The organism is Marinobacterium lutimaris (assembly GCF_900108065.1).
In the GTDB taxonomy this organism is placed as follows: domain Bacteria; phylum Pseudomonadota; class Gammaproteobacteria; order Pseudomonadales; family Balneatricaceae; genus Marinobacterium_D; species Marinobacterium_D lutimaris.
In genome coordinates this window covers 15,142-31,577 of sequence record NZ_FNVQ01000006.1, presented here as the reverse complement: position 1 = coordinate 31,577, position 16,436 = coordinate 15,142, and the positions used below count along the sequence as shown (strand labels likewise).

General features: G+C 59.3%; 12 protein-coding genes. 8 read left to right on the top strand and 4 right to left on the bottom strand.

Annotated elements, in window-relative coordinates; translation table 11 throughout:
* Positions 1-109: 109 nt before the first annotated feature.
* Positions 110-1,153, bottom strand: coding sequence for a substrate-binding domain-containing protein (locus C4S72_RS21615; RefSeq protein WP_235009235.1), 1,044 nt, complete (start codon positions 1,151-1,153; stop codon positions 110-112).
* Positions 1,154-1,373: 220 nt separating this feature from the next.
* On the opposite strand from C4S72_RS21615, the gene C4S72_RS21610 reads away from it, so the two are divergent.
* A complete protein-coding gene (locus C4S72_RS21610) occupies positions 1,374-1,781 on the top strand; it encodes an acyl-CoA thioesterase (protein WP_104005282.1) in 408 nt (135 codons plus the stop codon).
* 143 nt (positions 1,782-1,924) lie between these two features.
* Here C4S72_RS21610 and C4S72_RS21605 read toward each other — a convergent pair whose 3' ends face one another.
* On the bottom strand, positions 1,925-3,259 hold the full coding sequence (locus tag C4S72_RS21605; RefSeq protein WP_200826859.1) for a DASS family sodium-coupled anion symporter: 1,335 nt from the start codon (positions 3,257-3,259) through the stop codon (positions 1,925-1,927).
* Between the two features lie 249 nt (positions 3,260-3,508).
* Between C4S72_RS21605 and C4S72_RS21600 the strand changes: the two genes are divergently transcribed.
* Together C4S72_RS21600 and C4S72_RS21595 are read left to right on the top strand one after the other, a co-directional pair.
* Positions 3,509-6,898, top strand: a complete 3,390-nt coding sequence (locus C4S72_RS21600) for a hybrid sensor histidine kinase/response regulator (protein WP_104005281.1) — start codon at positions 3,509-3,511, stop codon at positions 6,896-6,898.
* Complete coding sequence (locus C4S72_RS21595; RefSeq protein WP_104005280.1) at positions 6,895-7,806, top strand: response regulator transcription factor; 912 nt, start codon at positions 6,895-6,897, stop codon at positions 7,804-7,806. The genes C4S72_RS21600 and C4S72_RS21595 overlap by 4 nt, the downstream gene beginning before the upstream one ends.
* Before the next feature lie 18 nt (positions 7,807-7,824).
* Here C4S72_RS21595 and C4S72_RS21590 read toward each other — a convergent pair whose 3' ends face one another.
* A complete protein-coding gene (locus C4S72_RS21590) occupies positions 7,825-9,534 on the bottom strand; it encodes a hypothetical protein (RefSeq protein WP_104005279.1) in 1,710 nt (569 codons plus the stop codon).
* Positions 9,535-9,549: 15 nt separating this feature from the next.
* The gene (locus C4S72_RS21585) at positions 9,550-10,425 is read right to left on the bottom strand and encodes an ankyrin repeat domain-containing protein (RefSeq protein WP_160115567.1); all 876 of its coding nucleotides are present in this window, start codon (positions 10,423-10,425) and stop codon (positions 9,550-9,552) included.
* Positions 10,426-10,713: 288 nt separating this feature from the next.
* On the opposite strand from C4S72_RS21585, the gene urtA reads away from it, so the two are divergent.
* From urtA to urtE, 5 genes are all read left to right on the top strand, one after another.
* On the top strand, positions 10,714-12,012 hold the full coding sequence (gene urtA / locus C4S72_RS21580) for an urea ABC transporter substrate-binding protein (RefSeq protein ID WP_104005277.1): 1,299 nt from the start codon (positions 10,714-10,716) through the stop codon (positions 12,010-12,012).
* Positions 12,013-12,140: 128 nt separating this feature from the next.
* On the top strand, positions 12,141-13,742 hold the full coding sequence (gene urtB / locus C4S72_RS21575; protein ID WP_104005276.1) for an urea ABC transporter permease subunit UrtB: 1,602 nt from the start codon (positions 12,141-12,143) through the stop codon (positions 13,740-13,742).
* Positions 13,743-13,745: 3 nt separating this feature from the next.
* On the top strand, positions 13,746-14,906 hold the full coding sequence (urtC, locus tag C4S72_RS21570) for an urea ABC transporter permease subunit UrtC (RefSeq protein WP_104005275.1): 1,161 nt from the start codon (positions 13,746-13,748) through the stop codon (positions 14,904-14,906).
* Positions 14,903-15,727: an urea ABC transporter ATP-binding protein UrtD gene (gene urtD, locus C4S72_RS21565; RefSeq protein ID WP_104005274.1), complete on the top strand. Its 825-nt coding sequence runs from the start codon at positions 14,903-14,905 to the stop codon at positions 15,725-15,727. Before urtC ends, urtD begins: the two co-directional genes overlap by 4 nt.
* Positions 15,727-16,425 carry an urea ABC transporter ATP-binding subunit UrtE gene (gene urtE, locus C4S72_RS21560; RefSeq protein WP_104005273.1) on the top strand — a complete coding sequence of 233 codons (699 nt, stop codon included), beginning with the start codon at positions 15,727-15,729 and terminating at the stop codon, positions 16,423-16,425. Before urtD ends, urtE begins: the two co-directional genes overlap by 1 nt.
* The last annotated feature ends 11 nt before the right edge of the window (positions 16,426-16,436 follow it).

Here is a 16,436-nt window from a genome sequence, read left to right as displayed (position 1 = left end):
GCCTGCACGGCTTGAAAAGGAGAGTTTATTTTTCTCGCTCCAGACGTGCAAAAGGGTGTGGGCCTTTTATAAGGACCACACCCTGTAGGACCAGGTTGATCCTGACGTTTTACTGAAGCTCTTCGATCGTCAGGTTGGTCAGGTTTTCAGCCTTGTCCATCAGGTTAGCCAGCTGCTCGCGCGGCGGGATGATCAGACCTACATCCTTGAGGTAACCGTTGGCACCCAGGGCACCGTTGCTGGTGAACTCGTTGATGTATTCCTGGATACCCGGAACAACACCGATGTGTGCTTTCTTCACGTAGAAGAACAGTGAACGGGCAACCGGGTACTTGTCGGCAGCGATATCTTCAGCGGTCGGAACCATGCCGTTCAGCTTGGCAGCCTGCAGACGGTCAGCGTTCTCTTCCAGGAAGCTGAAGCCGAATACGCCGTACATTCCGTGATCGCTGATCAGTTTCTGAACGATCAGGTTGTCGTTCTCGCCAGCTTCGATGAAGGCGCCGTCTTCACGGATGCTTTCACAGTTCGCTTTGTGATCGTCCTTGCTCAGGTCTGCAGTTTCCGGCAGTTCGTCACAACCAGCCGCCAGGGCCAGTTCGTTGAAGGAGTCACGGGTACCGGAAGTCGGCGGCGGGCCCATTACACGGATCGGTTTGTTCGGCAGGCTGGAGTCAACGTCGCTCCAGTTTTTGTTCGGGTTAGCAACCCACTTGCCGTCAACCGGGATCTTGGCGCCCAGAGCCAGGAACAGCTGCTTCAGGGAGATGTCCAGGTTTTCTGCTTCGTTAGAGCTGGCGATAACGATACCGTCAGAACCGATGCGGAATTCAGTGATCTCTTCAACACCGTTGCTCTGGCACAGTTCGAACTCGGACGGCTTCATGCGACGGGAAGCGTTGGTGATGTCCGGGTGCTGAGTACCGATGCCTGCGCAGAACAGCTTCATGCCACCGCCTGAACCGGTAGATTCCAGCTTAGGAGTGTTGAACTCAGTGTTGGTACCAAAGCGCTCTGCTACAACAGTCGCGAACGGGTATACAGTGGATGAGCCAACGATGCTGATGGTGTCACGAGCAACGGCGGCGTTTGCCATACCGAGACCGGATGCAGCGGTCAGTGCGATAGCAAGTGCCTTGTTACGCATAGTCATTCTGATTCCCTCTTAAAACTCTAGTGTTTGAATCGAAGCTTGATAGGGCGGCACTATAGATCTGAAAGATGACTGATTTGTTACAGTCGCCAATTGGGTATAGAGATTTTTTTAATGTCCTCTTTGGTTAATCTGCGAATCGATTATCATAGGTGCAGTTGGTTGCATGGAGGCCCTGGTGGCCGGAGCGAGAGCCAGCTTTATATTAATTGGAGGTGATATGGGAACTGACGAGAACGATCATCTGCTGCGACCGGAAGGCGAACTCAGCCTTCAGCTGCCTGCCGGACATGACGCCGTGAACATGTTTGGCGATGTCTATGGTGGCTGGGTCAGCTCTCAGGCGGTCCTCGCCAGTGAGATTCGTGCAGGGCAGGAAGCCCAGGGCCGTATCGCCACTGTATCGGTGGGCCGCATGACGTTTATGTCTCCGGTGCTGCAGGGGACAATTCTTTCCTTCTACACCCGGGTGCTGGAACGTGGCCACAGCTCGCTGCGCATTGAGGTTGAATGCTGGGGGCTCTGTCCCGATGGCAAGGTGCCGCGCAAGGTCACTGCCTGTGAGTGTGTGCAGGTGGCTATCGATGCAGATGGGCACATCCGGCGTCTGCCGCCGGCAGAAGGGTGAGTGCTCTTCAGGGAAGATACTTCAGGAAAGGCTTTTAAGCGCTCTTTGAGGAAACACCGCGCCGCTCTTTGAGTAATGAGTCGTGAGCAGCGCGGTTGATAGGGGCGCTCAGGTCGAGCCCCCCCTTAATCAAGATCCAACTCTTACAGCATCATCATCGCAGCAGCGGTGATTACGGCTGTCATCGCAGCGTTCAGCACCACACCCGCCCGCATCATCTGCGACTGGGGCACAGCACCCGAGCCATAGACGATGGCGTTGGGCGGTGTCGCCACCGGCAGCATGAAGGCGCAGGACGCCGCTACCGCGATAACCATCGCCATCACCACCTCCGGCATACCCATGGCGCCGGCGATACCGACAAAAATCGGCACCAGCAGTGCGCTACTGGCGGTGTTGCTGGCGATCTCGGTCAGCATCACCACGAAGGCCGCAACCACCAGGATAAACAGCACCATCGGCGCGCCGTGAAGCATGTCGCTGATGCCGTTTGCCAGGAACAGGCTGGTACCGGTCTCTTTCAGCATGGCTGACAGGGTCAGGCCGCCGCCAAACAGCAGCAGTACGCCCCAGTCGGCAGACTTCTCAACCGCTTTCCAGGTCACCAGCTTGAGCATGCAGAGCATCAGGATGGCAAATACGGCGACCAGAGCGTCAAAGCCCTTGGTAACGCCCACCAGCTTGGAGATCGGGCTGCTGAACAGCCAGAGGCAGACGGTAAGACCGAATACACCCAGGGTTGCCCACTGCGCGCCGTTCAGTTTTTCGTGGTCTTCCGCCTGCTCGAAGTGATGGTTCAGGTCAGGGCGCATCACCAGCCAGAGGATCAGGATCATCAGCGGGAAGGAGACAATCACAATCGGCAGGCCGATCTTCAGCCAGTCAAGGAAGGTCAGTCCCACGGCCGCAGCGGCGATGGCGTTGGGCGGGCTGCCCACCATGGTGCCGATACCGCCGATGCTGGCGGAGTAGGCCAGGCCCAGCAGGACAAACCAGTAGGTGCGCTTGTTGTCTTCATAGGGCAGCTGCTTCAGCAGGCCCAGTACCAGCGGCAGCATCATCGCCGTGGTCGCGGTGTTGGAGATCCACATCGACAGACCGGCTGCGGTGACGAACAGCAGCATCGCTGCAGCGCCCAGACGGCCGCGCGCGATCCTCAGCACATGAGTAGAGATGTAGCGGTCCAGCCCCTGTTCATTCAGCGCCGCTGCCAGGGCGAAACCGCCGAGGAACAGGAAAATGATCGGGTTGGCGAAGTTCTTCAGCGCATCGGCCGTCGAAAATATTCCGGTCAATACTGCCAGTACCGGGATCAGGAGCGCGGTGACCGTGATGTGGAAGGTTTCGGTCATCCACAGGATTGCGACCAGCGCCAGAACGGCCAGGCCGGTACGCAGGGCCGGGTCATAGGGCGTCAGGAAATAGATCGCTGCAGCGACCGCCACAGCGATCAGAAAGGTTATTTTGCTACCGGGCACGGTAAAACTCCTTGAGAAACGAATTTGGGCTTGCCGGTCAGGTGGAGGGGGGATTCTACAGCGCTCTCTGGAGTTCAACCAGTATTGCCGCACTTACAGCCCGGGTATATCGTTTTTAGTAGATGCTTATATATAGATGAAGAAAGCACCTGCCGCCGGAGCGGGCTTCCTTTATGATGTAAGATCGTCTTTTTACCCGGTGGGCACTATTTCGATGCCTGGCGGCGAATCGGGGAAGTTTGCACCGGCATGAGCGCGACGCAACGCATATACAAGGTCAGGCGCCGCTATAACAAATGGGTAGCGGACCAGACGCTGGAGGATTTCGCCCTCAGGTTTACCGCCCGCCAGGGGCGCAAGATGAGTATCGAGCGCGTGGCGATGACCGCGCTCGGCGCCACTGCGTTTCTCGCGCTTGAAGGGATCGCCGCCGCGGTGACCCTGGCCTACGGTTTTACCAATACGCTGGTCGCCATTCTGGTGGTCTGCTCGCTCTTCTTTGTGACCGGCGTACCGATCGTCTATCACGCCGCCAAAAATGGCCTGGATATCGATCTGCTTACCCGCGGGGCCGGCTTTGGTTACCTGGGCTCCACCATCACCTCGCTGATCTACGCCAGTTTCACCTTTATCTTCTTTGCCATTGAGGCGGCTATTCTGGCCGCCGCGCTGAAGGCGCTGTTCGGTATTCCGATGGCGCTGGGGTATCTGCTCAGTGCCATCGCGGTAATACCAGTGGTGACCCACGGTATCACCGCCATCAGTCGTTTCCAGGTGGGAACCCAACCGATCTGGCTACTGTTGCAGGTCAGCGCCCTGGGGCTGGTGATCGCCCATGAATCGGAGCGTTACGAGGGTTGGACCAACTTCGTACCCCGGGGGCTGGAGCACGGCGCCGGTTTCGATTTGATGCTGTTCGGCGCTGCGGCCTCGGTGTTTTTCGCCATGGTGGCGCAGATCGGTGAGCAGGTGGACTACCTGCGCTTTATGCCGGAGAAAACCCGGGAAAACCGCAAACGCTGGTGGTTCTGGTTGCTGCTGTCGGGGCCGGGCTGGGTATTTATCGGGGCGATCAAGATGCTGCTGGGCTCTTTCCTGGCCTACCTGATCTTCTCCGAGACCGCTTCGGTGGTTGCGGCCACCGATCCGACACTGATGTACCAGCGGGTGTTTAACTACCTGACCCACTCGGAAGGTGCCGCGTTGCTGATTGCCGGGGTGATGGTGATTATCTCGCAGATGAAGATTAACCTGACCAACGCCTATGCTGGTTCCATCGCCTGGTCCAACTTCTTTTCCCGGCTGACCCATAACCACCCGGGTCGCGTGGTCTGGCTGGTGTTCAACGTGACCATCGCGCTGATCCTGATGGAGCTGGGCATCTACCAGGCGCTGGAAGCGATCCTCGGCGTATTTGCCATCGTCGCGGTGAGCTGGCTGGGTTCGCTGTCGGCGGATCTGATGATCAACAAGCCGCTCGGTCTGAGCCCGAAAAAGGTGGAGTTCAAACGCTCCCATCTTTATGACGTAAACCCGGTGGGTGTAGGCTCCATGGCCACGGCCGTATTGATCGGATTGTTGGCTTATCTCGGTCTTTTTGGCGACGTAGCCCGCACGTTAAGTCATTTTATCAGTCTTGGTGTCTGCTTTGTCATGGTGCCGCTGATCGGCTGGGCCACTGGCGGGCGTTACTATCTGGCCAGGGACTCTCTCACTCTTGAACTGCTGCCTGAGGGCAAGGCGAACCGCCACACCTGCGGTGTCTGCGAGAACCGCTTCGAGCATGAGGATATGAGCTACTGCCCGGCCTATGAGCTGCCGATCTGCTCGCTCTGTTGCTCGCTGGACTCGCGCTGTCTCGACAGCTGCAAACCCGAGGCCCGTTTTGGTCACCAGGTGGTGGGTTTTCTGCGGCTGTTTTTCTCGCCGAAATGGATTCGTCGGATCGATTCCCGCCTGGGGCGCTTTGTCAGCCTGTTGTTGACCGTCACGCTGCTGCTGGCGGGGTTGATGGCGATCGTTTACCGACAGATGGACCCGGCTACACCGCAGATGGCGCAGCTGCTGGCGCAGGCGCTGATAACTCTATTCTTTGTATTGCTGATCGTCGCCGGTGTGGTGACCTGGCTGTTCCTGCTGGCCCACGAGAGCCGGGTGGTGGCGCAGCAGGAGTCCAACCGGCAGACGCTGAAGCTGCTGCAGGAGATCGAGGCCCACGAAGAGACCGACCGTGAGCTGCAGGCGGCGAAAGAGGTGGCCGAGCGCGCCAGCGAAGCCAAGAGCCGGTATATGAGCGGTATAAGCCACGAGTTGCGCACACCACTGCAGTCGATCATCGGTTATGCACAGCTGATCCAGGGGCGTGATTCACTGGAGAAGGCCGATAGCGAAGGGCTTAAAATTATCCACAGGAGCGGGCAGTACCTGGCGGACCTGATCGAGGGATTGCTGGATATCTCCCGCATCGAAGCGGGCAGGCTGGAGCTCTGCCGCGGCCCGGTGCTGCTGCCGGAATTGATTGTGCAGCTGGAGCAGATGTTTGCCTTCCAGGCGGCGCAGAAAGGGGTGAACTTTATCTCCGAGGTGCCAGAACGTCTGCCCCAGGTGGTGATGACCGATGAAAAACGGTTGCGCCAGATCCTGATCAACCTGCTTTCCAACGCCGTGAAGTACACCCCACAGGGCGAAGTACGCTTCCGGCTGAGATATCGTAACCAGGTGGCGGAATTCGTGATCGAGGATACCGGGGTTGGTATCGACAAGGCCGATCTGGAGCGGGTGTTCGATCCGTTCGAGCGGGTGCGCACCGCCTCCACCGCGGATCTGCCGGGCAGCGGCCTGGGCCTGACCATCGTGAAGTTGCTCACCGAGATCATGGGTGGCGACCTCCAGGCTACCAGTACGCCCGGTGAGGGAAGCCGTTTCAAGGTTTCGTTGATGCTGCCCTGGGTGGATACACCGGCAGCCGTGGCGGTGCAGGAGCCGGTTATCGGCTATGCGGGTGAGCGCAAGACGGTCTGTGTGGTGGATGATGATCCGGTGCTGCGTGGGTTGCTCTCCGATATGCTGCAGCCCCTGGGTTTCCGGGTTTTCGAGGCGCGTGATGCCGCCGCCTGCCTTACGTTGATGGCAGAGGTGAAGCCGGACCTGTTCCTGCTCGATATCTCCATGCCGGGAATGAACGGGCTGGATCTGGCGGCGGAACTGCGCCGCCAGGGGCATTCAGAACCGATCCTGATGCTCTCCGCCGATGTACAGGAACAGCGTCGTCAGCCAGCGGGCAGCGCCGTGTATGACGATTACCTGGTGAAGCCGGTCAGCAGCCAACTGCTGTTGGACCGGATTGGCCATTTTTTAAAGCTGGATTGGGCCCGCAAACAGGCGAAAGCGCCTGAGCCGGTGAAGGCTGAGACCTTGGTGCCGCTGACCTCCGCTGCTGGCGAAGAGGTGCCGGATCATCCGCTGGTCCGTGAGCTGCGCGGCTATGCGGAGATCGGCTATCGCCGCGGTGTGCGGCAGGTGTTGGAGCAGATTCAGGAGGCTGAGCTGCTCAGCAGCGCGCAGCTGGCGCACCTGACACAGTTATCTGATGGAATGCAGTTCGGCCGGCTGGCCGAATATCTGGGGCAGGCCAAATGAGTGAATGGAGTGAACGACAGGATCTGGTGCTGGTGGTCGATGATGCGCCGGACGCCCTGAGTCTGATCAACGATACGCTGGAAGTCGCGGGGCTCGACGTGCTGGTGGCGCTGGAGGGGCGGCAGGCACTGAGCATCGCCCGGCGAATGCGGCCCGATATCATCCTGTTGGACGCGATGATGCCGCATATGAACGGCTTCGAAACCTGCGAGGCGCTGAAGGCGGACCCTGATCTCTGCGCGATACCGGTGATTTTCATGACCGGCCTGACCGATACCCAGGATGTGGTGCGCGGCCTGGATGTGGGTGGCGTTGACTACCTCACCAAGCCGATCAACCCGGATGAACTGCTGGCGCGGATGCGCGTGCACCTGAGCAACGCGCGAATGACGCAAAACGCCTACTCTGCGCTGGATACCACCGGCCAGCATCTGATCACCGTTACGGCGGAAGGGCGTTTCGGCTGGGCTACACCCCAGGCTCATGCGCTGCTGGCCAGAGCCGATGTGGATGAAAACCGGGTGCGTGACAAACTGGAGCCGCAGCTGGCGCAGTGGTTACAAAGCACACCTGGGCTGAATGAACGGCTGTCGCTGAAAGGATTGCCCCAGCCACTGGCGGTGCGCCTGGTGAGCCGCCAGGAGAACGGCGATTACCTGCTCAAGCTGGTGGATGAGTCAGACGGCACGGGCCCGACCCTGCTGCAGGCTCGCCTGGATCTGACACCCAGGGCCGCCGAAGTGCTCTACTGGGTGGCCAACGGCAAGACCAACAAGGAGATCGGTGAGATCCTCGGCATGAGCCCGCGTACGGTGAACAAGCACCTGGAACTGGTCTATCCGGAACTGGGAGTGGAAAACCGCACCGCTGCAGCGGGAGTGGCGCTGCGGATACTCGTCAGCGATTAAGCCTCTGTTGCAGCGAGCTTACTGGCTGACCGAACCGAGACACTTCCTGCCGTATTGCCCCCAGTTCGCGACGCCGTAATCGTTTTCACACTTGGCGATGCACTGGCCCATGCTGGCGAAAGTGCCCAGGCCCGATGCCCACCACTGCAGCGGAGTGCCGGTTCTGGCGCCGACCTGGCGACAGAGTTCTGCCAGGCTGTCGGCACAGTTTGGGCCGGAACAGGCGCTGCTGCCGTTATTTTCCTCCCTGAACCCTATGCAGCCAGCCGTAACTGCGGTACCCGAGCGTTCGGTGGTACAAACCGCGTAGCGGCTGCTGGCGAGTGATTGAGCCTGGGCGACCGCTTGGGGCCGAGCCGCTTGAGCCTGAGTGCCGGACGCCGCCGGCATACCGGAGCCGATGTTGCTGTCTATCTGAGGTGAGGAGTATTGCGGTATCGATGAGGTCAGAGCGTTGTCCATGCTGGAGGCCCAGTCTTCACCGTTTTCGATACTCTGGGTGACGTTGAAGGCGTTTTGCGCAGCCTGCTCTGCGGAGAGGCTGCCGTTGGCGACCGCCCCTGTCTGCAGCAGCACTGTTGCAACGCCGGCGAAAAACGCCGAGTTGGAACGATCTTCCGCTTCCTGCTGTTGTTGCGCGATCATCTGGCGGCGCTCTTCCTGCCAGGCCGCGATCCTTTTTTCCATGTCCTCGTCCAGATCGTCGACCCTTTCGTTCAGATGTACGACCCGGGTCAGCAGGTTGTTGAGAAGGTCGGAGTTGGCCGGCTGCTCCTGGCGCGCCTGCTGCCATTCGGTACAGGCGGCATAGCGCTGCTGTTCGGTTTCGTTGGCCTTGGCAAGCAGGGACTCGGCCGGTAGCTGGTAACAGCCGCTGTTGCCCAGGGAGCACTGGCAGGCCTGCTCCATTTGCTCGTTGAAGTAGTTCAGGTCGACGTTTAGCTCCTCCATCGCCATCTGTTCCCGCCCTTCGAAGACGCTGTCCAGGCTTACAGAGCCGCCGCTGGCATCTTGTGCACGGTTGGAAGGTTGTTCCAGCGCCAGGCTGGCATCGAGGGAGCCCGCGCCAGGCTGTGCCGCTGGTTGGGCAGAGGTCACAGGAGTACCCAGCATCGAATCAAGGCTGAGACCGCCCGTTGCCGGTCGGCTGTTGTTTGCGGTGCCGGACGTGCCGCCGCCAGCCATCAGCTGGTCCAGCGACATGCCGTTGTTCTGTGGCTTGGCTTGAGGCAGGGCGCGAGGCCAGCTCTTGAACCAGCTTTCGATGCAGCCGTAGCGCCCGCCGCAATACTGTTCCACCTGCTTGTAGTCACTGAGGCTGATCGGGTGGCCGGCGGAATAGGCGCGGTTACGCACCTGCTCACACATCCAGTCGTTACAGTCGCTGTGACGATACAGGTCGGCGTTATAACCGCTCAGGTATTTGACGCGGTACTCGGGGTCCTGACGGTAATCGAGACTGCTGTTCTGGCGTTTGAGTTCGGCATAGGCGGAGCGGTTCTGCGGCAGTGTGCGTACCGTCTGACAGAAGGGCGAGTTTTCATTGAGCCAGTCTCTGGCGCCGGCGAGAAAATCGGGCAGGGCGTCGACCATGTAGCCGTGGCAGGCGCTGCGGATGCTGAGATCCAACTGTTTCTCGAACGCCTCGGTGCTTAGTTCTGCCCGGGCGGGGAAGCTGAACAGGGCTGCCAGCAGCAGAAGCAGTGCTGGCAGGGTTTTATTGAACATCTGGCCTCCTTGCCGTTAAAGCCTGGATTCAGCCTGGTTGATCAGCTGCAGCGCGGGGGTGTAGTGAGTGGCGCCCGATCCCTGCTGGTTAACGTAGCGATAGAGTTTTTCCAGCGCTCGCTGCGGCTGGTTGGTTCTCAGCAGTGCTTCGCCGTAGAAGTAGTTGAACGATGGATCGATCGCCGTAGGCAGTGCCTCAAGCTTAGGGAAGATCTCCAGTGCTTTTTGATAATCCTGCTGTTTCAGGTAGTTGGAGAGCTGCAGCATATATTTGTCGCGACGAACACTAACAGGCAGCTGCGCCTCCATGGCATCCAGAGCAGCCTGCTTCTGCGCTTCCATCTGCAGGGTTTGTAGCTGCGCCTGTGCCTGGTCCGCATACATCGAACCAGGATGATCGCGCAAAAATTGCTGGTAAGCCGTAACGCTGTTGCTGTTTTTCGTTGCTTCCCAGGCGGTGAACGCGGATTCGTACTGCGCTAGCAGTTCAACCATTTCGGGATGACCCTCCGCTCTGGCCAGTTCCAGCGGGGTCAGGTTTTCCCGGTTACGACTGCTAAGGTCCGCCCCGTTTGCGAGTAGCAGCTCGGCAATTCCCACCGCTCCGACGCCAGCCGCCGCGTGCAGGGGGGATTTGGACAGGTAGCCTTCAGCATTGCCGTAATTCACCTGGGCGCCCTTATCGAGAAGGTAACGCACCATCTCCATATTATTCGTCATGGCGGCGGCACATAGCGGTGTGCCGTTAACCGTTAGCTCGTTGAGATTTCCGCTCTGCTCCAGCTGCTGCTTTGCCAGGTCATTACGCTTCAGCGCGATGTTGTGGTGGGCGGTCATGCCGCAGGCGCTTAGAAGCAGGGTCAGGCAGATGATGGAAAGCGGTTTCAACATGGGTCGGTTCCATGACGTAGGTTGGAGGTACGAGACTAGTTTTTTTAACAGATAGCTGCAAGTTGTCTGCATCTTCCGCATGTTCGAATAAATTGGGCGCAGAGATTTTCCTGACTTTCCCTTCCGTCTCTTGCCGTGAAAGGCTGACTTAAAAGGCGAACCTGAACACCCACTACGTCAAATGACGTAGTCCACTGCGTCATTGTGCGCATACCGCGCAATAAGAGTGGGAAGAATAATCGGCTCTGTGCTGAGAACTTTTCATCTAAACCCAAGGGGGTTCATGCAATGAAGATCAAATCACTGGCCGCAAGTGTCGCTCTGACCGTTGGTGCAGCTGGCTTTTCCGTAGCGGCCTGGGCCGCGGATCCGATCAAGGTAGGTATCCTGCACTCTCTGTCTGGCACCATGGCTATCAGTGAATCCACACTGAAAGACACCATGCTGATGCTGATTGAAGAGCAGAACGAGAAAGGCGGTCTGCTGGGTCGCGAACTGGAGCCGGTGGTTGTGGACCCCGCTTCAAACTGGCCGCTGTTCGCCGAGAAAGCGCGTGAGCTGCTGGCCAAGGAAGAGGTTGACGTGATCTTCGGTAACTGGACCTCGGTTTCCCGTAAGTCCGTGCTGCCGGTGGTTGAAGAGCTGAACGGTCTGCTGTTCTACCCGGTTCAGTACGAAGGCGAAGAATCCTCTGAAAACGTGTTCTACACCGGTGCTGCGCCTAACCAGCAGGCGATCCCGGCGGTGGATTACCTGATGAACGATATCGGCGTTGAGCGCTGGGTGCTGGCCGGTACCGACTACGTCTACCCGCGTACCACCAACAAAATCCTGGAAACCTACCTCAAGGATCACGGTGTTGCCGAAGAAGACATCATGATCAACTACACGCCGTTCGGTCACTCCAACTGGCAGTCCATCGTCGCTGACATCAAGGAATTCGGTAGCCAGGGCAAGAAAACCGCGGTGGTTTCCACCATCAACGGTGACGCCAACGTACCGTTCTACCGCGAACTGGGTAACCAGGGCATCTCCGCTTCCGATATCCCGGTTGTCGCCTTCTCCGTGGGTGAACAGGAACTCTCCGGTATCGATACCGCGCCGCTGGTCGGTCACCTGGCCGCCTGGAACTACTTCATGAGCGTGGATGCCGACGCCAACTACGACTTCATCGACAAGTGGACCGCCTACAAAGAAGACGAGAACGCTGTCACCAACGACCCGATGGAAGCGCACTACATAGGCTTCAACATGTGGCTGGAAGCGGTGAAGAAAGCCGGTACCACCGATGTTGACGCAGTCAAAGACGCTATCATCGGTGTATCCGTACCGAACCTGACCGGCGGTTACGCCACCATGATGCCGAACCACCACATCACCAAGCCGGTGCTGATCGGTGAGATCCAGGACAACGGTCAGTTCTCCGTCGTCTGGGAAACCCCGTCCACCGTGGCTGGCGATGCCTGGTCTGACTTCCTGCCGGGCTCCAAGGACCTGATCAGCGATTGGCGCAAGCCGCTGTTCTGCGGTAACTACAACGTGGTTGAAAAGACCTGCGGTGGTGCCGAGAAAGTCGCTTCCAACTGAGGTGCAGCTGAGTAACTGTCTGCTGTAGCGATACTCGCAGGCGCCGGTCGATAACGGCCCGGTGCCTGCGCCCTCCGTCCCGCCTGGGACAGATCCATTTCGAATTAACTCAAAGATAGGATGCAACCATGAGGATCACCCGGTCGCTCAGACTGCTTCTGACTGCCTGTCTGCTCTCCCTGTTTGCGTTTTCCGCCCAGGCGGACGATGCACAGGCGCAATCCCTGTTACAGCAGTTGGCCGATGCGCCCAACGCTAAAAAGGGTGACATCATCAGTGAAATCGCGGCCAGCGGCGACGAACGTGCGCGGCAATGGCTGGAAGCCTTCTCTGATGGCAAGCTGGCACGCAACGAAGAGACCGGTGCGTTCGTCATCGTGCTGACCAACCGCGGCCGCAACTGGACCGTGGCCGATGCACTGAGCGGCGAAGAGCTCGGCGAAGTCTCCCGGCGTGACCTGGACAGCATCCGTATCAACAACGCTCTGCGCAGTCAGCTCGATGGCATTCTGTCTGTCATCGACCTGACCGTGGAGGATCCGGCGAAGCGACTGGCCGCCGCCCGCGACCTGCGTGGCAGCGTTGGCGAAAGCCAGGTTGAGCGCCTCAGCGAAATCATGAGCGCGGAAGAGAACACCGAGGTAAAGGCCGCACTGCAGGAGGCCGTGGCGATCTACCGTGTTGTCGAGCAGGGTGACCTGGCGTCGGTAGAAGTCCTCTCCGGCAGTCTGAACTCCAATGCCCGCGCGGCATTGAACAGCGCCGCCAACAGCGATAACGCCGAACTGGCCGCTGCGGCCAAGAAGGCGCTGGAGAGCATCGAGCAGAAGCTGAAGATCAACGATGCGGCGAAGACGCTCTACTTCGGTATCTCGCTGGGCTCGGTACTGGTGCTGGCGGCGATTGGCCTTGCCATCACCTTCGGTGTCATGGGTGTTATCAACATGGCCCATGGTGAGCTGATCATGCTCGGCGCCTACACCACCTGGGGCATGCAGCAGCTGTTGCCGGGCCAGCCGGGTCTGGCGCTGATTCTGTCGATTCCCGCCGGCTTCCTGGTGGCGGCGCTGGCTGGCGTGGCGATCGAACGTACTGTAATCCAGCACCTCAAGGGACGTCCGCTGGAAACCCTGCTGGCGACCTTCGGTATCAGCCTGATTCTGCAGCAGTTGGTTCGTACCGTTATCTCTCCGCTGAACCGCACCGTGATTACGCCGGAGTGGATGAGCGGCTCCATTATGATCAACGAAGGCCTGAGCCTGACGCTGAACCGTCTCTACATCATCGGTTTCGCGCTGGTGGTGTTCTTCGGCCTGATGCTGATCATGCGCAAGACCCGCCTCGGCCTGGAGGTGCGCGCTGTAACCCAGAACCGCGCCATGGCGCGCTCCATGGGGATCAAGGCGACCCGCGTCGACATCCTGACCTTTGCCCTGGGCTCCGGTGTGGCCGGTCTTGCCGGCGTGGCGCTGTCACAGATCACCAACGTGGGTCCGAACCTGGGCCAGAACTACATCATCGACTCTTTCATGGTCGTCGTCTTCGGCGGTGTGGGTAACCTCTGGGGCACCCTGGTGGCTGGCCTGACCCTCGGCACCATCAACCAGCTGCTGGAACCCTGGGCGGGAGCCGTTCTCGCCAAGATCCTGGTACTGGTGTTCATCATCCTGTTCATTCAGAAACGCCCGCGCGGACTCTTCCCGCAGAAGGGCCGTGCGGCGGAGGGTTGATCCATGGCGCATGCAGTTAATTACAGCCAGTCCTGGTTGACCCGACCGTTCACCGAACGCTCCACCCTGACCTTCCTCGGCGTGCTGCTGGGTGCGGTGGCGCTGGTAACCTTCCTTAACCTGGCGATGCCGCAGGACAGCGCTCTGCACGTGAGCACCTACACCGTCACGTTGATGGGTAAGTACCTCTGCTACGCGCTGCTGGCGGTGGCGGTGGATCTGGTCTGGGGATATCTCGGTATCCTCAGCCTGGGTCACGGCGCCTTCTTTGCCCTCGGCGGTTATGCCATGGGGATGTACCTGATGCGCCAGATCGGTGATCGCGGCGTATACGGTAACCCGGATCTGCCCGACTTCATGGTGTTCCTGAACTGGCAGGAGCTGCCCTGGTACTGGTCCGGCTTCGATATGGCCTGGTTCGCCTTCATCATGGTGCTGCTGGCGCCGGGCATCCTCGCCTTCGTCTTCGGTTACCTGGCGTTCCGCTCCCGCGTGACCGGCGTTTACCTGTCGATCATCACCCAGGCGCTGACCTTCGCGCTGATGCTGGCCTTCTTCCGTAACGAAATGGGCTTCGGCGGCAACAATGGTCTGACCGACTTCATGGATATCCTCGGTTTCGATCTGCGTACCGACGGTGCTCGACTCGGCCTGTTTATCGCCTCTGGCATTGCGCTGGCGCTGGGTTACATCATCTGCCGTGCCATCGTGGGCTCCAAGCTGGGTCGTGTCAGCGTGGCCTGCCGTGATGCCGAAGCGCGGACACGCTTTATCGGTTACCGCGTAGAGCGGGTACAGCTGTTCGTATTCGTGGTATCTGCAATGTTAGCGGGCGTGGCTGGTGCACTTTATGTGCCCCAGGTCGGCATCATCAACCCCAGCGAATTCTCGCCGCTGTTCTCCATCGAAGTGGTGGTCTGGGTGGCCCTGGGTGGTCGTGCAACGCTGTATGGCGCGGTGATCGGTGCGCTGATCGTCAACTACGCCAAGACCGTGTTTACCGGTGTGATGCCAGACGCCTGGCTGTTCGCCCTCGGCGCACTGTTTGTGCTGGTGACCGTGTTCCTGCCGAAAGGGATCGCCGGTCTGTTCGCCAACCTGGGTAAAAAGAAAAAGGCGGATAGCCCCGCCAACAGCGGTACTGAACAGGAGGCTGCGGCATGAATCTGATGACGGAGCTGACCCGTCGTGACCGGGTCTTCGATTTCCTCGCGCCGACGCAATCCCCGGTGGATGTGCGCCACGGCCCGATTCTCTACCTGGAAGGCGTGAGCGTAAGCTTCGACGGCTTCAAGGCGATCAACAACCTGAACCTGACCATTGATGATGGCGAGCTGCGTTGCATCATCGGCCCCAACGGCGCCGGTAAAACCACGATGATGGATATCATCACCGGTAAAACCACGCCGGATGAGGGCTCGGTCTGGTTCGGCAGCCGCCACAATCTGCTGACCATGAACGAGCCGGAGATTGCCACCCTCGGTATCGGCCGCAAGTTCCAGAAGCCAACGGTGTTCGAGGCACTGACGGTGTTCGAAAACCTGGAGCTTTCAATGGCCGCGGACAAGCGGGTGCTGCCATCGCTGCGCTCGCGCCTCGCCGGCGAGCACTACGACCGCATCGATGAAGTACTCGCGATCATCGGCCTCAAGGCGCTGGAAACTCGCCAGGCAGGTATTCTCTCCCACGGCCAGAAACAGTGGCTCGAGATCGGCATGCTGCTGATGCAGAAGCCGCGTCTGCTGCTGGTGGATGAGCCGGTGGCCGGCATGACCGAACAGGAGATGGAACGCACCGCCGAGCTGCTTACGGGCCTGGCCGGCAAGCAGTCGGTGGTGGTAGTTGAGCATGATATGGGTTTTGTCCGCTCTATCGCCCGCAACGTGACCGTGCTGCACCAGGGCAGTGTACTGGCCGAGGGCAGCATGGATCAGGTCTCCGCAGACCCGGAGGTAATCAAGGTGTATCTGGGAGAGGATGACTGATGCTGAACATTGAACAACTCAATCAGTTTTACGGCGAAAGCCACACGCTCTGGGATCTGAACCTGGAGATCCCCAAGGGGCAGTGTCTCTGTGTCATGGGCCGTAACGGTGTAGGTAAAACCACGCTGATGAAGTGCATCATGGGCGAAGAGTCGGTGAAAAGCGGCTCGATCAAGCTGGAAGACGGCGCCGAGCTTACCAAACTCAGCATCGAACAGCGCTCCCGCCACGGCATCGGCTACGTGCCCCAGGGACGGCAGATCTTCCCGATGCTGACGGTGGAGGAGAACCTTCGCACCGGCCTGGCCGTACGCAAGGATGGCCTGAAAACCATCCCCGAACGTATTTACGAACTTTTCCCGGTACTCAAGGAGATGAAAAACCGCCGTGGCGGTGACCTCTCCGGCGGTCAGCAGCAGCAGCTGGCGATCGGCCGCGCCCTGGTGATCGAACCCAGGCTGTTGATTCTGGATGAACCGGGCGAGGGAATTCAGCCCAACATCGTCGCCCAGATCGGCGAGGTTATCCGCCGCCTGATGGAGGAGGATGGCCTCACCGTTATCCTCGTAGAGCAAAAATTGCCCTTCGCACGTAAATACGCCGACAGCTTCGCCATCCTAGACCGCGGCCGCATCATGGCGGCGGACAGCATGGATAAGTTGAGTGATGAACTGATCAGGCAGTATCTGGCGGTTTGATGGTCCTAACG